Raw genomic sequence first — 23,964 nt, forward strand, 5'->3', positions numbered from 1 at the left:
GTGTGAAGCCTTTCCCATTTCGGGGAAAAATCTAAAAAAAGCGGTGATATAGGAGGAATTTGTTTTAGGGGGCGATGTTAACGGTATGATTATCCAGATAATTCATTCACCGCCCCCGAATGAGAATTCAGGCGAATTCTTTTTTTAAATCTTTGTTAAATCGGTCCACTACCATATTGCAGGTCGGGTTTACGGGGAGGATCAGCCCGAACGTTGTCCTCAATATTCTGAACAGTGCCTCCGCGTTGCAGAAAGGCTTCGATATCACTTTGCAGCTGGTCCCGAATAACTTTTTTCATAGACTGGGTTTCAGTCTGGAATACTTCCTTGGCGGGCTCATCGTTTTCCAGCAGATCAGAATCCTGCATATCATTCTGGAAATCCGGTTCAAAATTTTCGTCGCGAGTACTCATATTCATTTCTCCAAAAGACAATAACTTCGTTAAAAGCCCCCCTTGGCAAATGTCGTCCTCTGGTATTCTTGCGACAGGATGAACCGTGTCGCTGGTCCATAAACCCAACCATATTTTTCGATATATATAGACCAGCTTTTGCGTTGCGCCAACATCTTTATAATTTTTTTTGTTTCTTTATGTATCCTTCTGTAATAAAAGGACTTTGAGGGAGCAGACTTCACAATGCCTCGGGTTTTAGCAGACTGAGTGTGCCTTTTTCAGAAAGGGAGAGAAAGTAAGGGGTAATAAGGGTAAATGTGTTAAAGATCGCTCAACAAAACAGGCTTCTCGATATAAAACCCCTGGACATATTCCACGCCGATTTCACTTAGCGCATCCAAGCCCGCCTGATCTTCCACGCATTCCGCAATGGTCGCCATCCCAAGAAAGCGGCTAAGCTCACTGATCGACTTGACCATCGCATAGTTGGTCATATTTTCGTTGATATCCCGGACAAAGACGCCGTCTATTTTCAGAAAATCCACCGGAAGCTTCTGGAGATATGCATAGGAAGAAAAACCTGTCCCGAAATCATCCAGTGCAAAATGACATCCGCTCCGTTTAATTTCACGCATGAAGTCAGCCGTATAATTGAGATTAAGCACAGCAGCAGTCTCTGTTACTTCAAAGCAGATTTTGGCCGCAGGAAAACCTCCCTGCCTGAACTGCTGCTCAAGAAACTCCATGAATTGATTATCACTGAGAGAGTGGCCGGAGAGATTAACCGTAAATCCGGAAATTTTTTCCAGGCTGACCGGGTTAGCCCGCATCCAATCGACCACCTGAGACACCACCCATGTGTCTACAATGACATTCTTTTTGTACTTCTCTGCCGCCAGGATAAAGGGCTCCGGTGAGGTCTGCTTACCCTTGTCATCCTGCACACCCAACAATATCTCATAGTAGGGCAGCCCACTGTCTTCCATCGGCTGGATGCGCTGTGCCCGCAGATAGAGATTACACTTATCGATACCATGATCTATCCGGGCCAGCCACCGCTCAACCTGCTGCTGTTTCAACAGCCCTTCATCTTCAGGGGTGTGCAGGCGAATCTGGTTGCCTCCCAGACGCTTCGCCTCTTTGCAACACCGGGTTCCGACCACCAACATGGAACCCGCATCGATAGTGTCGTCATTCACCAGGACGACGCCTATACTTAACGTCGAGGAATAGGTTTGCAGCTCCGTTTCAAATTTGTGGGCAGCGAATTTGCGGAGAATACGATCAGCCAGATCCAGGGCCTGTTCTCGAATACACGACTCAATCACCAGCGCAAATTCATTACTTCCCGTACGCCCGATCTTCAACTCTTGCTGCGGCAGATCCTGCAGCCAGTGATCGATGCAGTCACGAAAATCACACAACATGCGATCGCCAATCGCACTTCCATAGGTGCTGTTAATCAAATCAAACCGGTCTATATCCATCACCAGCAAAGCCGATTCACTAGCAGTTAATTTGGCGCGGCTAATCGAGACCTCAAGCTGTTTCTCAATTTCGTGCCGGTTCATGCATCCGGTCAAAGGATCATGTACGGCCTGAAATGCCATCTTCTGATACAACTCTTCAACAATGCCGTAAAGGCTACTGTCGACAAAGGGCACTTCGCCTTCCTCGACACGTAGAATATGACCGTCCTGCAAGCCTTTCAACAGATCCGAATAATCATAATGGACTTCGTGCAGGCCTTGTGGATTCAGAAAAACAAACTTGAATGCATTTTCCCCGACCCATACCAGCCTCATCCGCTGCTTACTGCCGTCCTGCAGACGTACTTCCAGCCATTCACCCGGCTGCAATTGATGAGCTCGCTCCTGCCAACGCTCGTCTATACCTGCCGTATCAATTGCCTCTTGAGGCTCTTCCTCATAAGGCTCCAGCGGATAGTGCTCTACCTGAACATAGCGGGGTTCAATTTCATCAATAAATATACGGCGTAGCTCTTTGACAACCAGACGGGCTTTGGCGCTGTCAGGGCTGACAGCCATCTCCCGTTCCACCATATCCAATAATGCCGCGCTCTCCAGTTCCCGCTCGAAAGAAACCCCATCACTGTCGCATTCCGGGTCCAACCAATTGAAAAACTGCTCCAGAACCGCGTAATAGTCAGCAACGGTCTCACTGTCTCCCCCTTCCTTGAGATATGCCAGCACCATGGCATGCTCCCAACCGGCATCCAGGAGGTCCAACAGTACCTGGGGTACCTGGTGTCCGGCGAACAGCGTATTAATACGCCGAGCGATCATGCGGCGGGCTTCCTGCAGCCGCTGTTTCCCTTCATGCGTTTTGGCTATGCGCTCAGCGTTACGGTTAAAAGCCTTTTCCTGTCGCCTGACCAGCTCTTCGAGACGTAGTGCCACACTACGCAACATATCAGGACTGATTTCTCCGGCTTCGGCCAGTTCATCAACCACCTGCTTCAACAGCTTTTCCAGGTTTTTACTGGAAACCCTGTCGGCCGACACCAGTGACATAAAGTGATTCAGCACTGTACGCGCAGGATGCTTGTTCTCTTCCAGAAAGCTCTGATCTTTCAGCAGCAAATTAACGAGGGGAATTCGTAACTGGTTGATCACGCCTTGCAGCTCAGAGGGGATCTTACGTTGACTTACCGGTGCAAAAATCTTGTCCACCAGCTCAACAATGTCCCAATCTTCCTGTCTGACACTGGCGTTATCCATGTCCCTGAAAAAGGAGCTCTGCTGTACAGCGGAGCTTAAGGTCTGCTGTGGAGAAGATAGCGCTTTCAATAACTCGGACTGTACCGAGCGCACGACTTTGGAGAGTTCCATGAGCTCGCCATTGGACCCCTCATCGACAAATCCGGGTTTCTGTGGCGTGCTGCCGCTATTGCGATGCAACTGCACCAGATGCAGAACATTCCCTACTTTCCGACCGACCTTCAGGGCGGCAGCGTTATTTCCTTCCCCCACGCCACCTGCTGATGCCGGCTGCTTCGGCCCACCGGCCTGAATATTTTCCTTTGCAGGATCGCTATCCGACCAATTGGTTCGAATCGTCTCCAACGGTAATGCATGCAAGCCGTGCGTCTGAAAAACATCCACCATGTCATGCAGGCGGGCCTTATATCCGCTGCTCAGGGTCTTTTCAAAGGCAGCGTATATTCCCGCACGGGCAGATTCGGGAATCTGTAGCTGGCTCAGTGCACTATGAAGAGCCTGCCCCAACACGACGGGGGCGACGGGATTGCCACGATCGTCAACTTCCCTTGCATAGATCTGGCTCAGAAACTGATCCAACATGAACAATTCATTGTGGCATGCCTTGCCGATCCGGCTGACGGCCATTTGCAACTCAAGCCAATCTTCGAACTGTCCCTTGTCGACAACCTGCAGATCAGATAGGTTCACTCCGTCAGCATCGCCGGCACGTGCATCCAGAGTATTCAGATTACGTTCCCACTGTTCAATGAAGTGGCGATTGAACTCTTCCTGCTGGGCGGTCAGACAAGCCTTTCCGTATTTCAATTCACTGGACGCATGCAGATTGATGCTGTCCACGAGTTGCTGATCAATATTCTGTACAGCCCCCTGTCTCACCTGCTCCAACAGGGGTGTAATAAATCGACGGGAAGCATCGCCAAACCATGTCTTCAGTTTGTTGCGCTTGGATTTTGTGGTGTACAGGATGTTCGAATCAGATTGGGAGTCTTTTTCCTGGACCAGGGATTCAAGTAGCTTCGGTTGCTTTTCGGCGAATTCGATACCTGCAATGTTGCCGAGCACTCGCCGCACATTCGCCAATACAGTAATGTGCTGTTCACCCTGCTGATTTCGGATGAACACATGCACTTCAACCTGTACACCAGGAGAATCAGCGAGATGGCGGCTCAGGCCAGACGAGTCTATATCCGCCAGACACATTCCGCCGGCACATATATTCAATACTCCACAGGACGCGGGGCTGAACCCCTTGGCAACGATCAGAGCGTCATGCTGAAGAGAATATCTTGGGTAGGCGCGTCGATTCTGCATACCAAGAAAAATCCGTAATCACTCCTGTACCCAGTTTAGACTGGCATTCGCGATAGGAAAATAAGTTAAAACGAAAATTGACTTGAACCGGCAACTGGCAAGGTTACAATCAAGAGCTTTGACTTTGTTCATGGCGACCAGTTCCCGGGCAGGACAAACGGGTCAGTCCCTCAACAGAAAAGACGGGGTTTGGCTTAGTGGCCGGCCGGTATATCAACGATTAAAAGCAATACAAGCAACCCACTATGGCCTATCGCGAAACTCCCAAAATTGCTGCTCGCAAACAATATATACGCGAGAAGATCCTGCGTTCGGCAGCAGAACTGACTGCTGAACTCGGATTTTCAGGAACCTCCGTCTCTGCGATTGCCGCTCGTGCCGGCGTTGCAACCGGCAGTGTTTATCGTTATTTCCCCAACAAGTCTGCATTGTGCACGGAAGTCTTTCGCGCCGCCACCACTAAAGAAGTCGAACAGGTCAGGTTGGCTCTGGAAGCTCCAGGGAATGTCAGCGGCCGCCTGCAGGCGGCTGTTTCCACCTTTGCCGATCGCGCCTTGCGGAGTCGCCGCCTGGCATACTCGTTGATAGCCGAGCCAGTGGACCCCCAATTGGATCAGGAGCGGCTGAATTACCGGGAACACTATACCAACCTGTTCGCGACCACGATCCAGGAAGGCGTAGAATCCGGAGATCTATGCCCACAAAATCCACGAGTTAGTGGCGCCGCTTTGGTAGGGGCACTTGCCGAAGCCCTGATCGGCCCATTGGCAACGCTGATCAAAGAGCATACCAGCGAAGCCTTCAGCAGCGAGCATCATTGCTCAGAGCAACAGATGATTAATGAAATCACGGCATTTTGTCTAAGGGCTGTCGGGGTCACCAACATCCCACCACAAACAGCTGCCAATGTCCCACCACAAGCAAAAGTGTGACGTGGCTATCAGAATTCAAACAAAGCCTGGAAGGCGTTAGAAGAGAATATTTATGGCAAAATCTAAATTATCTGTCCCGCCGATTTACGTCGGCATTATTATGTTTTCCCTTGGACTATTCGTCGCCACACTTTTGCACTCCGGCAAACTGGGATATTCCTCTGATACGCCGGATGATAACGACACGCTGTTTACCCTGATGAAACAATCATACACGGTCAAGGACCTCCCCTACCCTCAAGCCAGCGCTGTGTATGCACTTGATCAGGATAACTACGAGCAGAAAGTTCGCCAGGTACAACAGGCAGCACTCACGCTACATCTGGACAAACTGGCTCGTGAGAGCGGCAAGACCCGCGAAGAAGTCCGCAATGAACTGATTGATGTCGAGCCGATTTCAGACGATGAGGTTTCCAGGTTCTACGAAATTAACAAAGCACAAATCTCACAGCCATTCTATGCCATTAAAGATGCCTTGAAGAACGCATTGAATCGTGACCGCCTGGGCCGGGCTGAGCAGCGCTTGATTGACGATCTTGTCAGCCAGGGTCTGTTGACTGTAAACCTGACACCGCCAGAAGCACCGTCTGTGTCACTGGATCTGTCGGGTTATCCATCCAAAGGACCGGAAAATGCCCCTCTGACCATCGCGGAGTTTGCGGATTATCGTTGTCCACACTGCAAAGCAGCTGCGGCAACGCTGAAACAGGTTCAGGAGGAAAATACCGACCAGGTCAGGCTGGTCATGATTGATTTTCCTATTCTCGGGGATCAATCCCGAACGCTGGCCAGAGCCGCTTTCTGCGCCAACGAGCAGGAGAAATTCTGGGACTATCATGATGCCTTGTTCGCCAATCAGGCGCGTATCAGTCGCGATGTCGCTCTGGAGCTGGCAACAGAGCTGGGCATGGATGCGGAGAAACTTTCCACCTGTATTGATGCAGAAAAGAGCGAACAGCAACTTAAGCGCTCCACCGCCCAAGCCACCAAACTGGGGCTGACCGGCACTCCAGCCATTTTTATCAATGGCATTGCCTACCGTGGCGGTGATTTGGAAAATGCATTGAAAGACCATATTAAAGCAGCATTGGGCACCTCGAACTGATCGGGGTGTCATCACACGCCCAATCAGAAAGTAATCTGTGACTATGGAAATACGTCTGGTTCAAGTCGGACTACATTTGGAAGGCTGCCTGTCTCTTAAGGAGAAAAGGCAGCGCCTTTCAGGTCTTAAGACCCGTCTGGGCCAGTTGGCCCAGTATGCTATCTGCGAAAGCGATCATGCTGATCTGCCCCAATCTGCGGAATGGAGCATCGTTGTACTGGCTCCAAATAACGCGTCAATGTCCCGGCATCTGAGTCAGCTGGAGCAAATGATCATCGAATCTCTGGACGCTCGCATCACCCATTTCGAACAACAGCCTCTGTAGCCTCCTCCCGCTGCCTCTGGAAGCAATCCCTGCCACTGTCTATACTTGGCGCTCGTCCTCGAGCATTACCGCAAATAAAGCGGTTCGGTAAGGAAGTCCAGATATGGGTAAAAAAGTCGCCAAAGCCAGCCTGGAGAGCATGTATCGAGTTTTCACGATACCTGAAGCACCAGAATCTACTTTAGGCCGCATCGATAAAGAAATCTCAGAGAACCTGGCGGGTTTTCTGCAAGAGCATATTGTTGCTGTGGAAAAAGACTTGGCTGACATGCAGCTGGATTTCTCCGACTCCAGTATTCCTGAAGATCCGGTTTTTGTCTCCGAACATACGGAATTCCTGTTGGACAAGCTGGTAGCACAGTCTGTGCACACAGCTTCCCCCAGCTTTGTCGGGCATATGACGTCGGCACTCCCCTACTTCATGCTGCCGCTATCCAAAATCATGATCGCCCTGAACCAGAATCTGGTAAAGACGGAAACTTCCAAAGCCTTCACACCGCTTGAACGTCAAGTCATCGGAATGCTCCATCGTCTTGTCTATGACGAGGATGACCGTTTCTATCAGGAGAATATGCACAACAGTAATGTTGCACTGGGTAGCATGTGCTCAGGTGGTACGGTGGCCAACATCACGGCCCTATGGGTCGCCCGTAACCGCTGTTTCCCCGCCAGAGAAGGATTTAAGGGGGTTCGGCGCTCAGGCATGTTCCAGGCGCTCAAGCATTATGGCTTTGAAGATGCTGTCGTCCTGGTTTCCAGCCGCGGGCATTACTCTCTGAGCAAGTCCGCTGACCTGCTGGGGCTTGGCAGTGACAACATCATTGCCATTCCGACGGATCTGGACAATAAGATTGATCTGGAGGCACTGCGCGCCACCTGTCGTGACCTGAGCGCCAGAAAGATCAGGATTATCAGCCTGGTAGGCATTGCCGGCACCACCGAAACCGGCAATGTCGACCCTCTGGATGCTATGGCGGATATTGCTGCTGAATTCGACACCCATTTTCATGTAGACGCCGCCTGGGGTGGACCAACCCTGTTTTCGAAAACCCATCGTCCTTTGATGAATGGTATCGAACGGGCAGATTCGGTCACCATGGATGCACACAAACAATTGTATGTTCCCATGGGAGCCGGTCTGGTGGTGTTTAAAGATCCAACATTGCCCAACGCCATTGAACATCACGCACAATACATTATCCGCAAAGGTTCCCGTGACCTGGGCAGCAGAACCCTGGAAGGCTCTCGCCCCGGTATGGCGATGCTGATTCAGTCTGGGTTGAAGATTATCGGCCGCACCGGCTATGAAATTCTGATCGACCAGGGAATTGCCAAAGCCCGGAAGTTTGCCGAATTAATTGAGAACGACCCGGACTTTGAACTGATCAGCGCACCGGAATTGAATATACTGACCTACCGCTATTGTCCTCCATGGACCAGGCAGGCACTACAGACCTCTACTCCTGAAAAGGCCGCAGCGATCCATGAATGTCTGGGAAGGATTACCAAAGCTCTGCAGAAGACCCAGCGGGAAAGAGGCAAATCCTTTGTTTCGCGGACCCGCCTGAACCCGAAGAAGTATCAGGGGCAGGATTGCATTGTGTTTCGTGTCGTGCTGGCGAATCCATTGACCACTCTGGATATCCTGAAAGGCATCTTGGAAGAACAGAAACAACTGGCTGCCGAGCCCTTCTTGGCAGACCGCATGACGGAGCTTCGCTCAATTTGCGGCCAATCAGCCGAACAACTGTAAAAACAGGTTAAATCTCCTGATATATCTGTAACATATGGGTCTGGTCGCCCTCCCGGTCCAATTTTTTCTGCTACTATGAAATCGACCTTACCCATAGTTGTATCTCCCGGGGGAAAAATATGCGTCTGGATTTTGCTGAACCGCTGTATTCCGATCCAAAGTTCTGCGCACTAATTCATAGTGACGGCAAGCGAGTGGAAGTCCACCTGGTTGCCGGAGACGAACATTTCTACCTTGTTGCCCTGTCAGGGTTGCCTAACCGTCCGGCAAGCCGCAGTAAAGTACAAGGCCCCTATATCAGCCAGCCTCAGGCCAAAGCTGCGATGAATGCTATCGTAAACTCGCTGCTGGAGAGGGGGTTTGAACAACTGGTGGCAGCAAAGCCTATCTGGACCCTGCAGGTTAAGGCTGAAATGAAAGCCATCGATCACGAGCGCAGCATGCATTTGGGTAACTATCGCTTTAACCCTGATGATGTCTATTTCTAGGGTTTCGCACGACGACCTTCGACCAGGCCTTGCCGCTTGAAGACAACAGCGTTAAGGTGGCCCTCCTGCCAACACAACCGGAGAGCCCTACATGCACTGGAATGTTTATCTATCAGGTGAAATTCATACCGACTGGCGTGACCAGATTATTGCGGGAGCCGAAGCAGCAGAGCTTCCTATCGATTTCTACTCCGCGGTAACCAATCATGAAGCCAGTGACGATGTTGGAGACAACATCCTGGGGCCGGAATCACAGCCTTTCTGGAAAGATAATAAATCCGCCAAGATCAATGCCATTCGCATTCAGACGCTGATCCAGCAGGCGGATATCGTTGTCGTGCGTTTCGGTGACAAATACAAACAATGGAACGCTGCCTTTGATGCCGGTTATGCCTCTGCTCTCGGTAAACCGGTTATCACGCTGCACGACGAATCCCTGATCCACCCCCTCAAAGAGGTCAACGCTGCCGCAATGGCCTGGGCTCAGACGCCGCAGCAGGTGGTGGAAATTCTGAAATATACACTGACGCAGAAATAACCTATTACCAGTAACCAGTTATCGGTAACGGGGAATCTGTACCCCGTTACCTTCGCGAATTATCCTGGACTTCTGCCCTCATGCCTCTTCTCTTATGCCACTTCCTGACTTTGGCTTTGAGTTTGGGAGGGCGCACCGAAATAAGCGTTGGTCACTTCATCATGGATCTGGGCAAATCCTATCTGTAGCTGATCCATCGCCGTCTGCAGTTCTGCCTGCTTCAGCTTGCTGATATCCATATTATCCAACTGCCGCTTCACCCGATGCACGACCAGCAAAGTATTCTCATGGTTCGGCAGGGAATCCAGACTAAACTCCAGTTCACTCATACAGCGGGCAATGGCCCTTGGGAACACTTTGGACTGGATCAGGAAGCGCAACACATCCTGACGCTGAATGCGAACCTGCATTTCCCTTCGATACATCTGATAGCCCGTCAGGGACTTCAGCACACTCATCCACTGCAGATTGTCGTAGGTCGCTTTGGTCATGGTCGCATCCGGCACCAGGTTAGCGGACCGGGTATCGATAATCCGGCTGGTCATGTCGGCCCGCTCAAGACTGCGGCCGATTTTCAGGAAGGTGTAACCCGCATCATGGTTCAAAGTGCCGGACAGCGTTCCTGCAATGTTCTGGCACTGGGTGATGATTTCGTGCAGAAACGGATAACGACCACGCTTGGTCAATGCCTGCTGGGAATGGTCCTTGGCATGCAGGTAAGTAGTGTTGATCGTTTCCCATACCTCCCGGGGGATCACATCCCGAATGGTCCGGGCGTTTTCCCGGGCATTAGCCAGACTGGAAAATATGGAAACATGGCTACTGGTGTCGCTGATAAGAAATTTGAGGACTGAACGCTCTTCAAGATCCCCTTCATAACCTTCACCGGCGCCGGTGATTGCAACCAACTGTCCCCAGATAGGTGACAATCCCTTGGGCAGATCGAGGGTCAGGTTGGCATTGACATTGATAAGCCGTGCCATATCTTCCGCCCGCTCAAGATACCGGGCCATCCAGTATATATTGCCTGCTACACGCGCTAACATTTCATGCCTCCTCGTCGATAATCCAGGTGTCCTTACTACCGCCACCCTGAGATGAATTCACCACCAGCGATCCCTTACGCAGAGCTACACGGGTTAATCCACCGGTAGTGACGTAGGTCTGGTTGCTGGAAAGAATAAAGGGCCTCATATCCACGTGGCGAGGCTCCGCATTGCCATCGATCAGAGTGGGTACGGTGCTGAGATTCAATGTCGGCTGAGCAATATAATTGCGAGGATCTGACTTGATCAGTTCGGCAAACTTCTCCCGTTCCTTCTTAGTGGAATTGGGGCCGACCAGCATTCCGTACCCACCGGATTCATTGGCAGGTTTCACCACCAGTTCCTCCAGGTGTTCCAGTACGTACTTACGGTCATCGTCCTTCATACAGAGATAGGTGGGGACATTTGGCAATATGATCTCTTCGCCGAGGTAATACTTGATCATCTCAGGCACGAATGCGTATACGACTTTGTCGTCTGCCACGCCGGCACCGGGTGCGTTGGCCAGCGCCACATTGCCTTTCAACCAAGCCCGCATCAGTCCGGGAACCCCCAGCACAGAGTCAGAATTAAAGGCCTCCGGATCCAGAAAAAGATCGTCGATCCGGCGATAGATGACATCGACCAGCTCCAGGCCGTATATGGTCCTCATGTATACGCAGTCGTCATCTCCCACGACCAGGTCAGAGCCTTCCACCAGCTCACAACCCATCTGTTGTGCCAGATAGGCATGCTCAAAATAGGCCGAATTATAAATTCCGGGGGTTAATACCACGACCTGGGGGTACTCAGCGGGTCTTGGGGACAAAGCTGCCAGTGTATCGAACAACTGAGAGGGGTAATCATCTACCGGCAGGATGCTGTAGTCGCTGAACAAGTCAGCAAACACCCGCTTCATGACCTGACGGTTTTCCAACAGATAGGACACTCCGGACGGTACCCGCAGATTGTCCTCCAGCACATAGATCTGGCCATCCGCATGACGCACCAGATCGGATCCGCAAATATGCGCCCAGATACCATGGGCCGGACTCATGCCGATACATTGCTTGCGGAAGTTTTTGGATTTGGATAGTAGTTCTTTGGGGAAAACCTTGTCCTTGACGATCTTCTGATCGTGGTACAGGTCATCAATGAACATATTGAGAGCTTTGACCCGCTGTTTCAATCCAGCGTCCACCACATCCCATTCCTTGCGGCTCATGATCCTGGGAATAATATCGAAAGGCCACTGCCGGTCGATGGATCCCCCTTCCTGATCGTAAACGGTAAAGGTGATGCCCATTTCCTTGATGGACAATTCAGCGGTAGCCTTCAGTCGCTCCAGCTCGGCATCTTCAAGTTCCGCCATATGGGCGGCCAATACCTTGGCAACGGATCTGGGTCGACCTTTCTCATCAATCAACTCATCATATAGTTTCGGATACTTATAATCTTTCCACTTAATGCCCATAGGACAGCTCCTCGCGGCTGATTCGCTCCAAAGTTACGGCTACTTCCGGTTGCTGTTGGCCAGCACCGTAGCAAACTCCCTTTAAGGGAGGCACATCACTGTAGTCGCGGCCGACGGCCACGATCACGTGTTCATCTTGCACCCACATATTGTTGGTCGGATCCACATGCATCCATCCGTAGTCGGGCACATGCAAGGCGACCCAGGCATGGGAGGCATCCGATCCCTGCCGCTTTTCTTCACCTTTTGGCGGGTAAGTCATCACATACCCGCTGACATAAGCGGCCACCAAACCCAGGCTGCGTAAACCGGAAACCGCCAGGTGCGCAAAGTCCTGACAGACTCCCTTGCGGATTTCCAGAAACTCGCCAAGCGTAGTGTCCACCTGAGTAGCTCCGGATTCGTATTTGAAGTCCTTATGTATCCTGCCGGCAAAATCCAATAGCGCTTCCGCGACTGGACGACCTGGAGTGAAACTGCTCAAGGCATAATCCCGGGCTTCATCATGGAAGGGAACCATCGGGCTTGGATAAGCAAAGGAACACAATTCCATCTGCTGGCGCCCTTGTAATGATTTATAGGTCATCTGTTCCCAGGGCTTTTCACAGGACGGGTTAAAAGGCTTCGGAGAGCGCCCGACGACTGCTTCGCTGGTCACTTTTAACTGCTGATGGGGTTTATGAACCTCAAAATAGTGGACCCTGTTACCGAAACTATCCGTCTGCACATGCTGGAATCTGGGCTTGGGATCAATGCGAACCCGGTGTTCGAGGACCTGCTGCTCCAATCGGACCAAGGGGGCCAGCCAGGCTTTGTTATAGGCCAGCGAGGCCAGCCCCGGGTATCGATACAGGGTTTCGTGTCGCACCCGAATATAGGTAACCTCAGCGCATGAATCGGGTAATGGGCTGGGCGTGTTTGAAGTATTGGTGTTCAATGTCGAGTCCAAACTGGCTGAAAGTTGTCGTCAATTCATTGAGGAAGTCAGCCAACGCGGTTTTCGTCAGCTCCGTGTTATGCCACTCGCTGGCATCAGCCAGCCGCAGCGGTGTAAGCCCGGATAGCACCCTTTTTTCCAGCGGCATCAAGCCCCTGTGAGGGTTGGGGTTGAGATAGCCGAGCATAGGCTCCATCGCGCTTACCGTGCTTACCAGGGATCTTGGATTGGTTGGCTCCAGCAGAAGATGCTGCCAAGTCGTGTAGTATGTCTGATCGGTCCCAAAGCGACGTCGGTGACTGTTCAGACAATCATTGGCTTCCAGCAGCACATGCCGCAATCCACCTTCATTCTCTTCCGAGAACAGAGGACACAACCGCTGAATACTATTGACCGTATTTTGGGAACGCTCAAGTCGCTTGCCCAATTGTAGCCAAAGCCCACCCTGGTCCAGGGCCAGGCTTTCCTGGCTGGCTCCCCAGAAGGCCAGCAAGCCAGTCAAAAATGGCTGAATAAACTGATCCAGCGCCACCCCTTTCTGATTCTTTTCGGTATAGTCGAGCAACTCTTCCAGTTCCTCTATCGCCCGCCAGCAATCGCCAGACCATAAATCCCGCAAGGTATAGGCGGTTTGAATGGCGCAACGGAGATTGAATGCCACACTGCCTGTGTGTTGACTATCGAGAATAAACCCCTGCAACACGTCCTGTCGGGGCAGGCGTTGTTGTTTACCATCCACGACACAATAAAGTTCGATCAGCGGCTTCAGGTTAACCAATACCTGGGCATCAACCTCATCACCGTAGTCAAAGTAGTTTTCCAACTGGCGCAGATAGGCACGAATCAGGCGCAACAATGACTCTCCACGCTCCATGTATCGAGCCAGCCAGAAAAGGTTCTCTGCCGCACGGCTGGTCAGAATCGCAGAGGCCGTTCGCCGATGTCTGGCAGGATTAAGCCGCAAGACATCCCGCATGGAGCCGTTACTTTTAATCAGCCAGGTATCCTTACTCAGCCCCCCCATTTGGCTGGATACAACAAAATTATTGGCATCCGGTGACACCCGGCTCAACCCGCCCGGCATTACGTCATATTGCTCACCATCACCGGCAGCAAAGGTCCGGATAACAAGATGGCGCGGATGCAGTGCGGAATCTGCCAGTGTCGGCACTGTGGAAAAGCTCAGCAGTTGCTGGCCCACATATAGCCAGGGTTCGGCTTTAATGCGATTGATTAAATCCGTTTTCTGAGACTTACTTAATTTGTTGCCATATACCACACCGGTCGCGCGATCCACCCGCTTAATCACCAGCGAATCCAGTTTACTGATCACGTGCTGGCGTTCCTTATCCTGACCACACCACCAGGTTGCCACCTCCGGCAGCTTTAGATCCTCGTTAAGGAAATGGCGGGACAATCCAGGTAAGAACGGCAACAGCGCCGGAGACTCCAGCATGCCGCTACCCAGAGGGTTAGCCATACCGACCCGCCCCAGCGCTTGGGCCTGAGCCAGCCCCGGCACGCCCAGCATGGAATCACCGCGAAAATTCAGAGGATCACTGTAGGCATCATCAACCCGGCGAATGATGACATCTACCTGCTTCAGGTCATCAACCGTTTTCAGGTAAACCTTACCCTGTCGCACAGTCAGGTCATCACCCTCAACCAGGGTAATCCCCAACTGGGCCACCAGATAGGCATGCTCAAAATACACCTCATTACCAATCCCGGAAGATAGCAGGACGATAGTTGGGTCACTTTGATTATCCGGGGCCAAGGCGGCGACATGGCGTTTCAGGTGGTAGAAATATTGTGCCAAGGGGGCAATGGAGTAATCGACAGCCCCCTGCCCGAGTACTCTTTTGGTAACCATCCGGGCTTCGAGCACATATCCTGCCCCAGAGGGGCCTTGTGTACGATCACTCAAAACCCACCAGGTACCGTCCGGCCCCCGCGCCAGATCGGCTGCGTACAGGGTCAATGGGGAAGGGACACCTCCCACCATGGAACGCAGGAATCCAGGGTGCTGGTACACGACCTCTGGCGGTAACAGACCATTCTTGAGGCAGGTCTGATTGCCCATGATATCGCTCAACAATAGCGAAAACAGCCTCGCTCGTTGTTGCAGGCCAACCTCGAGCGGAGTCCAGTCCTTCTCGGAAAAAACCATGGGCAGAGGATCAAGCTGCCAGGGACGCCGCATTCCTTCAGGATCATTGTAAACGTTGTAGTTTACCCCCTGCTCTTTCAGCCGGCGCAGGCTCTCCTTATTGAGGTTATCCAGATCACTTCTCGATACACCGGAAAAGTACTCGGCGAATGGCTGCCAGTGCGGCCGAATTTTTCCCTGTGCATCCATCATCTCATCGTAGGCGGTTGCCAATGGAGAGTATGGGACGTCGCTCAAGTCCAGGTCGGTCTGAGAAGGAACCGTTAATGGAGTAGTATCAGGCATCGAATGTCTTGTTAATATTTCATCTGTCCTTAATCGTAGCGTAGATCCAGCGTTGTTGGGTAGCTTGGATTAACCGGCGTCGGAGAAGGCACCGCCCCTTTGCGAGGCTCAGCTCCGGGGTAGAAGCGGCCCCCACCCTCCACGATCGGCTGAGCAATGCGCGTGCCATGCTGATGCCCGATATCCTCGAAACGATTAATTCTGCGAGCCTCCGCCTCCAGAGGATTGACCGGGAACTGCTCATAGCTGCGACCGCCCGGATGCACAACGTGATATGTACATCCACCGAGACTGCGGCCATTCCAGGTATCGAACAGATCAAATACCAGTGGTGAATGAACGCCAATCGTTGGATGCAGGGCTGACCAGGGCTGCCATGCCCGATAGCGGATACCAGCCACATAGCAACCTTCCTCTTCTGTCGCTACCAGAGGGATACGTTTTCCATTGCAGGTCAGAGCATATCGATCAGGTGTCGCCAGCCTCAATTTGACCTGCAAACGCTCCATGCTGGAATCCACATAGCGCGCGGTACCGCCACCGGAAGCTTCCTCGCCCAAAACGAACCAGGGTTCCAGTGCATGATGCAACTCCAGATGCATGCCTCCCAATTCCATCCGGCCAATGCGCGGGCAGCGAAACTCAAGAAAGGCTTCGAACCAATGCTCTTTGAAGGGGAAACCGTTTTCATTGAGAAAACGGATGACATCTTTAAAGTCTTCCCACAGGAAATGAGGCAGCATAAAACGATCATGCAGCGCAGTTCCCCAGTGAGTCAGCTTATGTTTGTATGGTTTATTCCAGAACAGAGCCACAAAGGTGCGCAATAACAGCATCTGCACCAGACTCATGCGCGAGTGGGGCGGCATTTCAAATGCCCTGAACTCCAGAATGCCCAGCCTTCCGGTACTGGAGTCCGGGGAATACAGTTTATCAATACAGAATTCACTGCGATGGGTATTGCCGGTTAAGTCCGTCAACAGGTGTCTGAGCAATCGGTCTACCAGCCAAGGCTGCGAAACATCACCTTCCGGCATTTGGGAAAAAGCGATTTCCATTTCATAAAGCCGCTCCACCCTGGCTTCATCAACCCTGGGAGCCTGACTGGTCGGTCCGATAAAAGTGCCGCTGAACAGGTAAGACAGACTGGGATGATGCTGCCAGAAAGTAATCAGGCTACGTAACAGATCTGGACGACGCAGTAACGGACTATCTGTTGGTGTAGCACCACCCAAAGTGACATGATTGCCTCCACCGGTCCCCGTATGACGGCCATCGATCATGAACTTTTCCGTGCCCAGGCGAGTATTGCGGGCATCCTCATACAGATTTTCGACGATGTCCTTTAACTCATCCCAGCTGCTGGCCGGCTGCACATTGACCTCAATGACTCCAGGATCAGGCGCTACCACCATCTTCACCAAACGAGGATCATGAGGGGGCGGATAACCCTCAATACGAACCGGCCGATCAATCTCTTGCGCTGCATGGGAAATTGCCTCCAATATCGTGACATATTCCTCCAGAGTGCTGACGGGTGGCATGAACGCATATAGATGCCCTTCCCTGACCTCCGTACAAAGAGCTGTATGGATGGCCATTCCAGCCAATGGACGGGACTCCGACTTATGAATCGGCAATAGCTCCTGCGGCAAGGGTGCAAATGGATCCCGTTCATGCCGTTCAAACTCATCGCTTAGCTGATGTTCCGACAAGCTGCTCAAGGGCAGACGTAAACCTATCGGTGAATTTCCTCCAACCAGGTATAACGCTCCCTGACGAAACTTCCAGAGACAGGTTTGCCAGGTTTGTGTCACCTGATTCAGCCCCACCGGCAGGCAATATCCAGAGGCATTGTTCAGCCCTTGTTTCAGAACCTGGGCCAGTGTGCGTTTCGCCAGATTCTCGTTATCCATATCCAGCTTATCGTCTATCGGCAGGTGCCCGTTCTGCCACAGAGCGTAAAAAGGGTCCTCGTAACAGGGCAAAATCGCCTTGTCTGACAGCCCCATCTGCTTACTGAAAGCCACCATCAACGCACGAGCGTCTTCGGGTTTGGCATTGTGATCGAGAATATCGTCCGGACCTTCCCATATTGGCTGGCCGTCTTTGCGCCAATACAGGGCGTATTGCCATCGTGGAAGCTCTTCTCCCGGATACCATTTGCCCTGCCCAAAATGCATGAAGCCTTTAGGGGCATATCGCTGCTTTAACTTTTGGGCCAACTCAAATGACAGCTTACGTTTCTGCGGGCCATCGGCATCGGTATTCCATTGTTCCGACTCCATATCATCAATCGATACGAAGGTGGGTTCTCCCCCCATGGTCAGGCGTACATCATTCTGCTCCAGAATTTCATCCACATACTGACCAAGAGCATCAATGTCTTCCCATTCACGCTCAGTAAAGGGCTTGGTGACACGAGGATCTTCTTTCAGGCGCGTCACTTCATTGCTGTAGGAGAATTCAACTTCACAGGGATCCAATGCTCCTACGATAGGTGCGGCATCTGTCGGGTCGGGCGTACAGCTCAGGGGGATATGTCCCTCCGCCGCAAACAACCCGGAAGTCGGATCCAGCCCCAGCCAGCCGGCACCAGGAACATAAACTTCACACCAGGCATGCAGGTCGGTAAAGTCGCTCTCCGGACCACTGGGCCCATCCAGGGACTTTTGGTCAGAACTAAGTTGCACCAGATATCCCGAGACAAATCGCGCTGCCAGTCCCATGTGACGTAGCACCTGCACCATCAACCAGGAGGTATCGCGGCACGACCCCCAACCAATGTCCAGGGTTTCTTCCGGTGTCTGAACCCCCGGTTCCAGGCGGATGTTGTACTTGATGTCGTTACAGATTTTCTGGTTAACAAATACCAGGAAATCAACGATCGGCTTCTTATCCCGCGAGAATTCTTTCAGATATTTTTCAAACTTGGCCCCGAATGTTTTGGTTTCACGAAAGGGTGCCAACTGAAAGTTCAGTGCTTCAGCATATTTGAAGGGGTAGTGCTCGGCATATTCCTCAACAAAGAAATCGAATGGATTATATGACGTCAGGTCTGCGACCAGATCGACATCGACAACAAACTCAGCCGCTTTCTCAGGGAACACCAATCTCGCGATGTAGTTGGAAAAAGGATCCTGTAGCCAGTTGATAAAATGTGTTTCGGGTTGAATCTTGAGGCTGTAACTGATGATGGGAGTTCGACTGTGCGGGGCAGGACGTAGCCGGATAGTGTGGGGAGAAAGATTAACCAGTCGATCAAATTTGTAGGTGGTGCGATGACGTAGGCCTACAATAATACTCATCCAGCGCTCCTTGATGACTCTTAACAGAGATTATTTCGACCAGCCGAACCTCAAGCTCCGGCCGGTACCATGGCTTGCACTTGCTTATCTATGATGAACCCGCAGCCGCACCTCTAGAAAGCAGTTTGGAGGCAGCAGCCTGCGCGCTCATATAATATTGCGTGAGTTTGTAAACAAATTAAATGCCAGATATCTCAATGATGCCAATGCCAGCTACAACTGACTAACTATCCTTTTCCCAGTCAAACAATGGCAATTCATTGAACAGATCCATTAAACCCTCTCCCCATTTCTTCCGCAGCGATGCATAGTAGGGCGAGTTCAGCTTTAAATGCATTTCGTGATCCGGGGCAAGCGCATTGGTCTTGTACATCAACAAGTCGAATGGTGGCGCAACAGAAAGATTTGAACGCATTGTGGAATCGAGCGATACCAGCGCACTGCGTGCAGCGGCTTCGAGGGAAGTATTGTGGCGAATCACCCGATCAAGAATAGGCTTACCATATTTGGTTTCGCCGATCTGTAGAAACGGTGCATAAGGTGAACTCTGGATATAGTTCCCTTCCGGATACACCAGGAAAATTTCGTGGGGACCGTCTTTGTATTGCCCACCCAAAATAAGGGTGCAGTCAAAATTCGCGCCCTGCTTCAGGTCCTTCTCATAGTAGTTTTTCAACTCCACGCTGGTTGCCCCCACGTAGCGGGCAGCAGCACTCATGTCCTCGCAGGCAGCAAACCCTTTGGGCTCCTCTGATTCGAGATCCTCCTGCAATCGACGGACAATTGCCTGTGTCGTTGCCAGATTGCCGGACGTCAGCAATACCAGATATGCCTTATCAGGAATACTGTAAGTAAACATCTTGGGATAAGTATTAACGTTATCCACTCCCGCATTGGTGCGGGAATCAGACGCAAACACCAGTCCCGAATCAACGGCAATGGCAAGGCAATAGGTCATATGGAAGGCTCTACATTAAACAATGCAACAACAGGGGCTTCAAACGCGGTTACTATGAACCGGGTTCCCGCTTCATGCAATATCCTCTCATTAAAATTCCACATAAACTTCCCCCTCTTCGCTCCAGCCCTTATGATGACAGCCTTTAACTGATTTCCCCTTTTCGTTATGCCCTCAGACGCAGCTCATTTTGACCATCTTTTTTGCCAGTTTCATGCCGTCTTTTTTAAAGTTCCGTTAGAAGCTGTAATGCCCTCCATACAAGAGGCCAATGCTCTCGGCAAAATCCCCTTGCAGCCCGCTTTTCGGATACTTGAACATACCCTGATAACCGTGGCGCTTTACCGGTATGCCGGCTCGCCCGATGATGAATACGCGGTTAATGAGTGCTGTATTGCCCTTCCCGTGACCAGTCGGGGGAGCTCTGTCATCAGCCAATGGAGCGCCTGGCTGAATCCCTGGCACCAAAAGGGAATCAACTTCCTGCACATTGCTCAGTGGCTGCAGTCCGGTGAAGAACATTCATCTGAACAGGATCTGCTTTGCCAACATCTCGGACTGAAAGACAGCAAAGATCACAACGTCAGAATTGTGAGCAGCAGGGGGACTCTGTTCAGTCAAATACAACATCAGAACCATACCCTCTTCACCGTTACTGGCAACCTCGGCCCCGCTTTACCTTCCCGGGCATTAAACTACACTCGCTCATGGGCCTCGCCAACCGAGCTTCGGTCTGCTCAAGTCAAGACAACAGGCTGGTGCCGGTTACACCCCCGGCCGCTGATGACGATGACGTATGGTGATCTGCAAGGCATACCTTCCAGTACACATCAGCTTATGAATCGACTCACGCTGGATGAACAAGAAGCACTCTTTGCCTGGGCGGCAGAGAGGCAAAGTCTCTCCTTCGTTAGTCAATAATATTGGGCCCCGGAACTGAGCATAATTTGCCCCTTATCAATATTTTGGCTCCCAATTGGTGCAATCCTATTAATCAGAGCAGGAAGCGCTGAACCGCCGGATAAAACATAAGTCGCTTTCATAATACTGTAGCAATCTGATAATTCGGGAGTTTTCCGTCGTCGCTAAACTCACCGGCAAGCATTGGCATAGGTGATGCTTAACTACGGATTAAGTACCGATTAAAGTACGGATAAGGAATGCAGGTAATCAGTTTGTCATTTACCAAGAGTAAATTTTTAAGTCCGAAAGACGACCTTTGACCCAGAAGATAGCGATTGTAACAGCTACCTGAAATGATGACTCAATCGTAATGAAATCACTTGAAAAGTGAGGGTATGAAGAGCTGTGGTGAGGCCATGGATGGCTTATCAAAGGAACGTAGTCATGTTACATTAGGCAACGAGTCGACAAGGATAAAAAATAATCATTCATTGTTTTCAGAGGCTAACCGGCCTACCGGATGAAACAACTGGAAACCTGAATATTTTACAGCTGGCTCTACAGTCAAGTTTATTAACTTAATTGAAACTTTAAGAAGGAATTTGCCATGAAACCCGCCGATCAAGAAAGCATACTTTTTACTATCACTCACCCTTACGAAGTAACATTCATGAGAGAAATGCGCGAATACTTTGAATCAATGTATTTCGCCAACTGAATTCTATTGTCCAGTCCCAAAGCACAATAGGATATATAACCCAAAGAGCATCTAACTTATAAATTACAAGGAAGAAAGGGACGAAGAGCATCGAAGGATGCAGCCCAGGGACGGGCGGACAAGGAACCAGCGCGAACAATTCGTTCGCGCTGGCAATTCAAGAATCACTTAAACCAGTTCAAGACCTTGTTCTGGTGTCAGCGACTCAATATTTTGAGCCACGCCTACAGACGGACAAGTCAGTTGACCTTTCACCACGTTCAGACCTTGCAGCAGATAAGGGTTATCTGTCAGGGCTTTTCTTGCGCCTTTGTTGGCCAACTCCATCACATAAGGCAGTGTGGCATTGGTCAGGGCCAGTGTAGAGGTTCTGGCAACCGCACCAGGCATGTTGGCGACACAGTAATGCACTACGTCATCCACAATAAAGGTTGGTTCTGCATGAGTCGTCGCGTGAGAGGTTTCAAAACAACCGCCCTGGTCGATGGCTACGTCAACCACCGCCGCGCCGCGCTTCATACGTTTCACCATGTCACGGGACACAAGTTTCGGTGCTGCCGCGCCGGGGATCAGAACTCCGCCAATCACCAAGTCTGCACGGGTAACCCAGTCTTCCACAGATTTGGCTGTCGAGAAGACGGTCTGCACGCGGTTACCGAAGATGCTGTCGAAACGACGCAACGCATCAATCGATTTATCCAGTACGACAACATGGGCTCCCATGCCTACAGCCATCTGGGTCGCATTGAAGCCAACGACTCCACCACCCAAAACGACAACCGTCGCGGCATCTACACCAGGCACACCGCCCAGCAACAGACCACGACCACTTTGAGATTTTTCAAGGCAGCGTGCGCCGGCCTGAATACTCATACGTCCCGCCACCTCAGACATAGGTGCAAGCAGCGGCAGACGGCCATGCGCATCAGTGACAGTTTCGTAGGCAATACAGGTAGCACCGCTCTTCAGCAGATCCTGGGTTTGAGGAACATCCGGTGCAAGGTGCAGGTAGGTGAACAAGGTATGCTCAGGCCTCAACATTGCACGTTCCTGGGCCTGAGGTTCCTTAACTTTCACGATCATCTCGGCAGTGGCAAATACTTCTTCTGCCGTAGAGAGAATGCGGGCTCCTGCTGCTTCATATTGGTCGTCGGTGAAATCGATTGCAGTGCCGGCATCCTTCTGCACCACCACCTGATGGCCATGTTGAACCAGCTCATGAACAGCATTGGGGGTCAGACCAACACGGTATTCATGGTTTTTGATTTCCTTGGGGACTCCAACGAGCATAGGACCTCCTATTTAGGTTGTTTGTGTTGTGGTTATTTGCTTCATTGTTTTTTCACACGTGATAATTAAGATTATAAATAACCCCAAAAGAACAATGATCTAAAGTCAGCCTTAGTGTTAGCATATTTATCTGTATTTATGACGTTTGCGGAGTATTGATCTAAACAACCATGAAAAAACAGATTGACAGAATAGACGTTGCCATCCTGAACGAGTTGCAGAAAAACGCTCGCATTTCCAACACGGATCTGTCCAGACGGGTGAATCTTAGCCCCACCCCCTGCCTGGAACGGGTCAAACGTCTGGAACGGGATGGATATATCAAGAAATTCACCTCCGTCCTGAATGCCAAGAAGCTGGGAGCGGGACTTGTTGTCTTTATTGAGATCGGACTCAACCGGACCTCCCGGGATGTATTTGCGGAATTTAAGCAGGCGGCCATTAAAGTTCCCGAAGTACAGGAGTGTCATCTGGTGTCAGGTAATTTTGATTACCTGATCAAGGCACGTGTTGCGGATATCGATCAGTACCGGGCCTTGTTGGGAGAAAAGATTCTGTCTCTGCCTGGAGTGAGAGACTCTCGTAGTTACGTGGTGATGGAAACGGTCAAAGAGACCCAGGAACTGAACCTCCGTACACAAGCAGACACTCTCAGTTGAGACTAGACTCGAGAGGTTCAAATTAGACACAGCAGTTTAAGATTAGCCACGGCAGGCTGAGAACAGAGACTGCAGGTTTAAGGTTCGGAGTCCCACTCAAAAGACATGACAGCCCCATAATCGAATGGAATTTTGAAGGTGTCACCTTGAGGCCAGGACCGGTATTCAGGATGCAGTTGCAGACAAAGACTGCGTAATACGCCCGAATGAGCAACGACTACGACAGTTTCATCTGAGGAGTGGTCAGAGAGATATCGGCGGACAAACGCCTGTGTGCGCGCATATAGGTCCTGGAAGCTTTCTCCACCCGGCGTTGATTGGGTTTGCCAGTTGTTTCCCCACGCTCTCGCTTCATGCTGAGGGAGGTCCTGCCAACGTTGTCCTTCCCACTCGCCAAAATCCATTTCCATCAGCAGATCACAATAGTTGGGTCTCTGTCTCAAATCGGTGGAGATGGCTTCTGCCAATATTCGGCAACGGCTCAAGGGGCTACTGTAAATATGATGGCACAGATCAGGTATCTGCTGACGAATGGCTTCTAACTCGTCAGGGTATGATGGAGCCAGAGGTACATCCAGTTGTCCATAGACCGTCCCTTTGGCGACGCCTACACAAGTATGTCGAATCAGTACGATATGCATCAGAG

Annotated in this window: 18 protein-coding genes; 8 read left to right on the plus strand and 10 right to left on the minus strand. The window is 51.2% G+C overall.

Going from position 1 to position 23,964, the window contains the following annotated elements:
• Nucleotides 1-155: 155 nt before the first annotated feature.
• Nucleotides 156-413 carry a hypothetical protein gene (locus BTA51_RS00730; RefSeq protein WP_094705281.1) on the minus strand — a complete coding sequence of 86 codons (258 nt, stop codon included), beginning with the start codon at nucleotides 411-413 and terminating at the stop codon, nucleotides 156-158.
• Between the two features lie 302 nt (nucleotides 414-715).
• Complete coding sequence (locus BTA51_RS00735; protein WP_094705283.1) at nucleotides 716-4,450, minus strand: DUF1631 family protein; 3,735 nt, start codon at nucleotides 4,448-4,450, stop codon at nucleotides 716-718.
• A gap of 245 nt (nucleotides 4,451-4,695) precedes the next feature.
• On the opposite strand from BTA51_RS00735, the gene BTA51_RS00740 reads away from it, so the two are divergent.
• From BTA51_RS00740 to BTA51_RS00765, 6 genes are all read left to right on the plus strand, one after another.
• Entirely contained in the window at nucleotides 4,696-5,382 is a 687-nt protein-coding gene (locus BTA51_RS00740; RefSeq protein ID WP_094705285.1) for a TetR/AcrR family transcriptional regulator, read from the plus strand.
• Nucleotides 5,383-5,434: 52 nt separating this feature from the next.
• The gene (locus BTA51_RS00745) at nucleotides 5,435-6,487 is read left to right on the plus strand and encodes a thioredoxin domain-containing protein (protein ID WP_094705287.1); all 1,053 of its coding nucleotides are present in this window, start codon (nucleotides 5,435-5,437) and stop codon (nucleotides 6,485-6,487) included.
• Between the two features lie 43 nt (nucleotides 6,488-6,530).
• Nucleotides 6,531-6,812: a DUF503 family protein gene (locus tag BTA51_RS00750; RefSeq protein WP_094705289.1), complete on the plus strand. Its 282-nt coding sequence runs from the start codon at nucleotides 6,531-6,533 to the stop codon at nucleotides 6,810-6,812.
• Nucleotides 6,813-6,915: 103 nt separating this feature from the next.
• Nucleotides 6,916-8,565: a pyridoxal-dependent aspartate 1-decarboxylase PanP gene (gene panP, locus BTA51_RS00755; protein ID WP_094705291.1), complete on the plus strand. Its 1,650-nt coding sequence runs from the start codon at nucleotides 6,916-6,918 to the stop codon at nucleotides 8,563-8,565.
• A gap of 119 nt (nucleotides 8,566-8,684) precedes the next feature.
• Entirely contained in the window at nucleotides 8,685-9,053 is a 369-nt protein-coding gene (locus BTA51_RS00760; protein ID WP_094705293.1) for a hypothetical protein, read from the plus strand.
• A gap of 91 nt (nucleotides 9,054-9,144) precedes the next feature.
• Entirely contained in the window at nucleotides 9,145-9,591 is a 447-nt protein-coding gene (locus tag BTA51_RS00765; RefSeq protein WP_094705295.1) for a YtoQ family protein, read from the plus strand.
• 92 nt (nucleotides 9,592-9,683) lie between these two features.
• Here BTA51_RS00765 and BTA51_RS00770 read toward each other — a convergent pair whose 3' ends face one another.
• From BTA51_RS00770 to BTA51_RS00795, 6 genes are all read right to left on the minus strand, one after another.
• The gene (locus tag BTA51_RS00770; RefSeq protein ID WP_094705297.1) at nucleotides 9,684-10,637 is read right to left on the minus strand and encodes an alpha-E domain-containing protein; all 954 of its coding nucleotides are present in this window, start codon (nucleotides 10,635-10,637) and stop codon (nucleotides 9,684-9,686) included.
• 1 nt (nucleotide 10,638) lies between these two features.
• A complete protein-coding gene (locus BTA51_RS00775; protein WP_094705299.1) occupies nucleotides 10,639-12,090 on the minus strand; it encodes a circularly permuted type 2 ATP-grasp protein in 1,452 nt (483 codons plus the stop codon).
• Complete coding sequence (locus BTA51_RS00780) at nucleotides 12,080-12,958, minus strand: transglutaminase family protein (protein WP_094705301.1); 879 nt, start codon at nucleotides 12,956-12,958, stop codon at nucleotides 12,080-12,082. The genes BTA51_RS00775 and BTA51_RS00780 overlap by 11 nt, the downstream gene beginning before the upstream one ends.
• A gap of 16 nt (nucleotides 12,959-12,974) precedes the next feature.
• Nucleotides 12,975-15,482, minus strand: a complete 2,508-nt coding sequence (locus BTA51_RS00785) for a circularly permuted type 2 ATP-grasp protein (RefSeq protein ID WP_094705303.1) — start codon at nucleotides 15,480-15,482, stop codon at nucleotides 12,975-12,977.
• Nucleotides 15,483-15,511: 29 nt separating this feature from the next.
• Nucleotides 15,512-18,790, minus strand: coding sequence for a DUF2126 domain-containing protein (locus BTA51_RS00790; protein ID WP_094705305.1), 3,279 nt, complete (start codon nucleotides 18,788-18,790; stop codon nucleotides 15,512-15,514).
• A 223-nt stretch (nucleotides 18,791-19,013) separates the two neighbouring features.
• Nucleotides 19,014-19,748 carry a proteasome-type protease gene (locus BTA51_RS00795; RefSeq protein ID WP_094705307.1) on the minus strand — a complete coding sequence of 245 codons (735 nt, stop codon included), beginning with the start codon at nucleotides 19,746-19,748 and terminating at the stop codon, nucleotides 19,014-19,016.
• 249 nt (nucleotides 19,749-19,997) lie between these two features.
• Here BTA51_RS00795 and BTA51_RS00800 point away from each other — a divergent pair, with 249 nt between their 5' ends.
• Nucleotides 19,998-20,669 (plus strand): hypothetical protein, encoded by a 672-nt coding sequence (locus BTA51_RS00800; RefSeq protein WP_094705309.1) that lies wholly within the window; start codon nucleotides 19,998-20,000, stop codon nucleotides 20,667-20,669.
• An 868-nt stretch (nucleotides 20,670-21,537) separates the two neighbouring features.
• Here BTA51_RS00800 and ald read toward each other — a convergent pair.
• Entirely contained in the window at nucleotides 21,538-22,659 is a 1,122-nt protein-coding gene (gene ald / locus BTA51_RS00805; RefSeq protein WP_094705311.1) for an alanine dehydrogenase, read from the minus strand.
• A 170-nt stretch (nucleotides 22,660-22,829) separates the two neighbouring features.
• Between ald and BTA51_RS00810 the strand changes: the two genes are divergently transcribed.
• Entirely contained in the window at nucleotides 22,830-23,318 is a 489-nt protein-coding gene (locus BTA51_RS00810) for an Lrp/AsnC ligand binding domain-containing protein (RefSeq protein WP_094705313.1), read from the plus strand.
• A gap of 77 nt (nucleotides 23,319-23,395) precedes the next feature.
• On the opposite strand, the gene cobC is transcribed toward BTA51_RS00810, so the two are convergent.
• Nucleotides 23,396-23,959, minus strand: a complete 564-nt coding sequence (gene cobC, locus BTA51_RS00815; RefSeq protein WP_094705315.1) for an alpha-ribazole phosphatase — start codon at nucleotides 23,957-23,959, stop codon at nucleotides 23,396-23,398.
• Nucleotides 23,960-23,964: the final 5 nt, after the last annotated feature.

This window comes from Hahella sp. CCB-MM4 (assembly GCF_002260525.1).
GTDB lineage: Bacteria > Pseudomonadota > Gammaproteobacteria > Pseudomonadales > Oleiphilaceae > Hahella.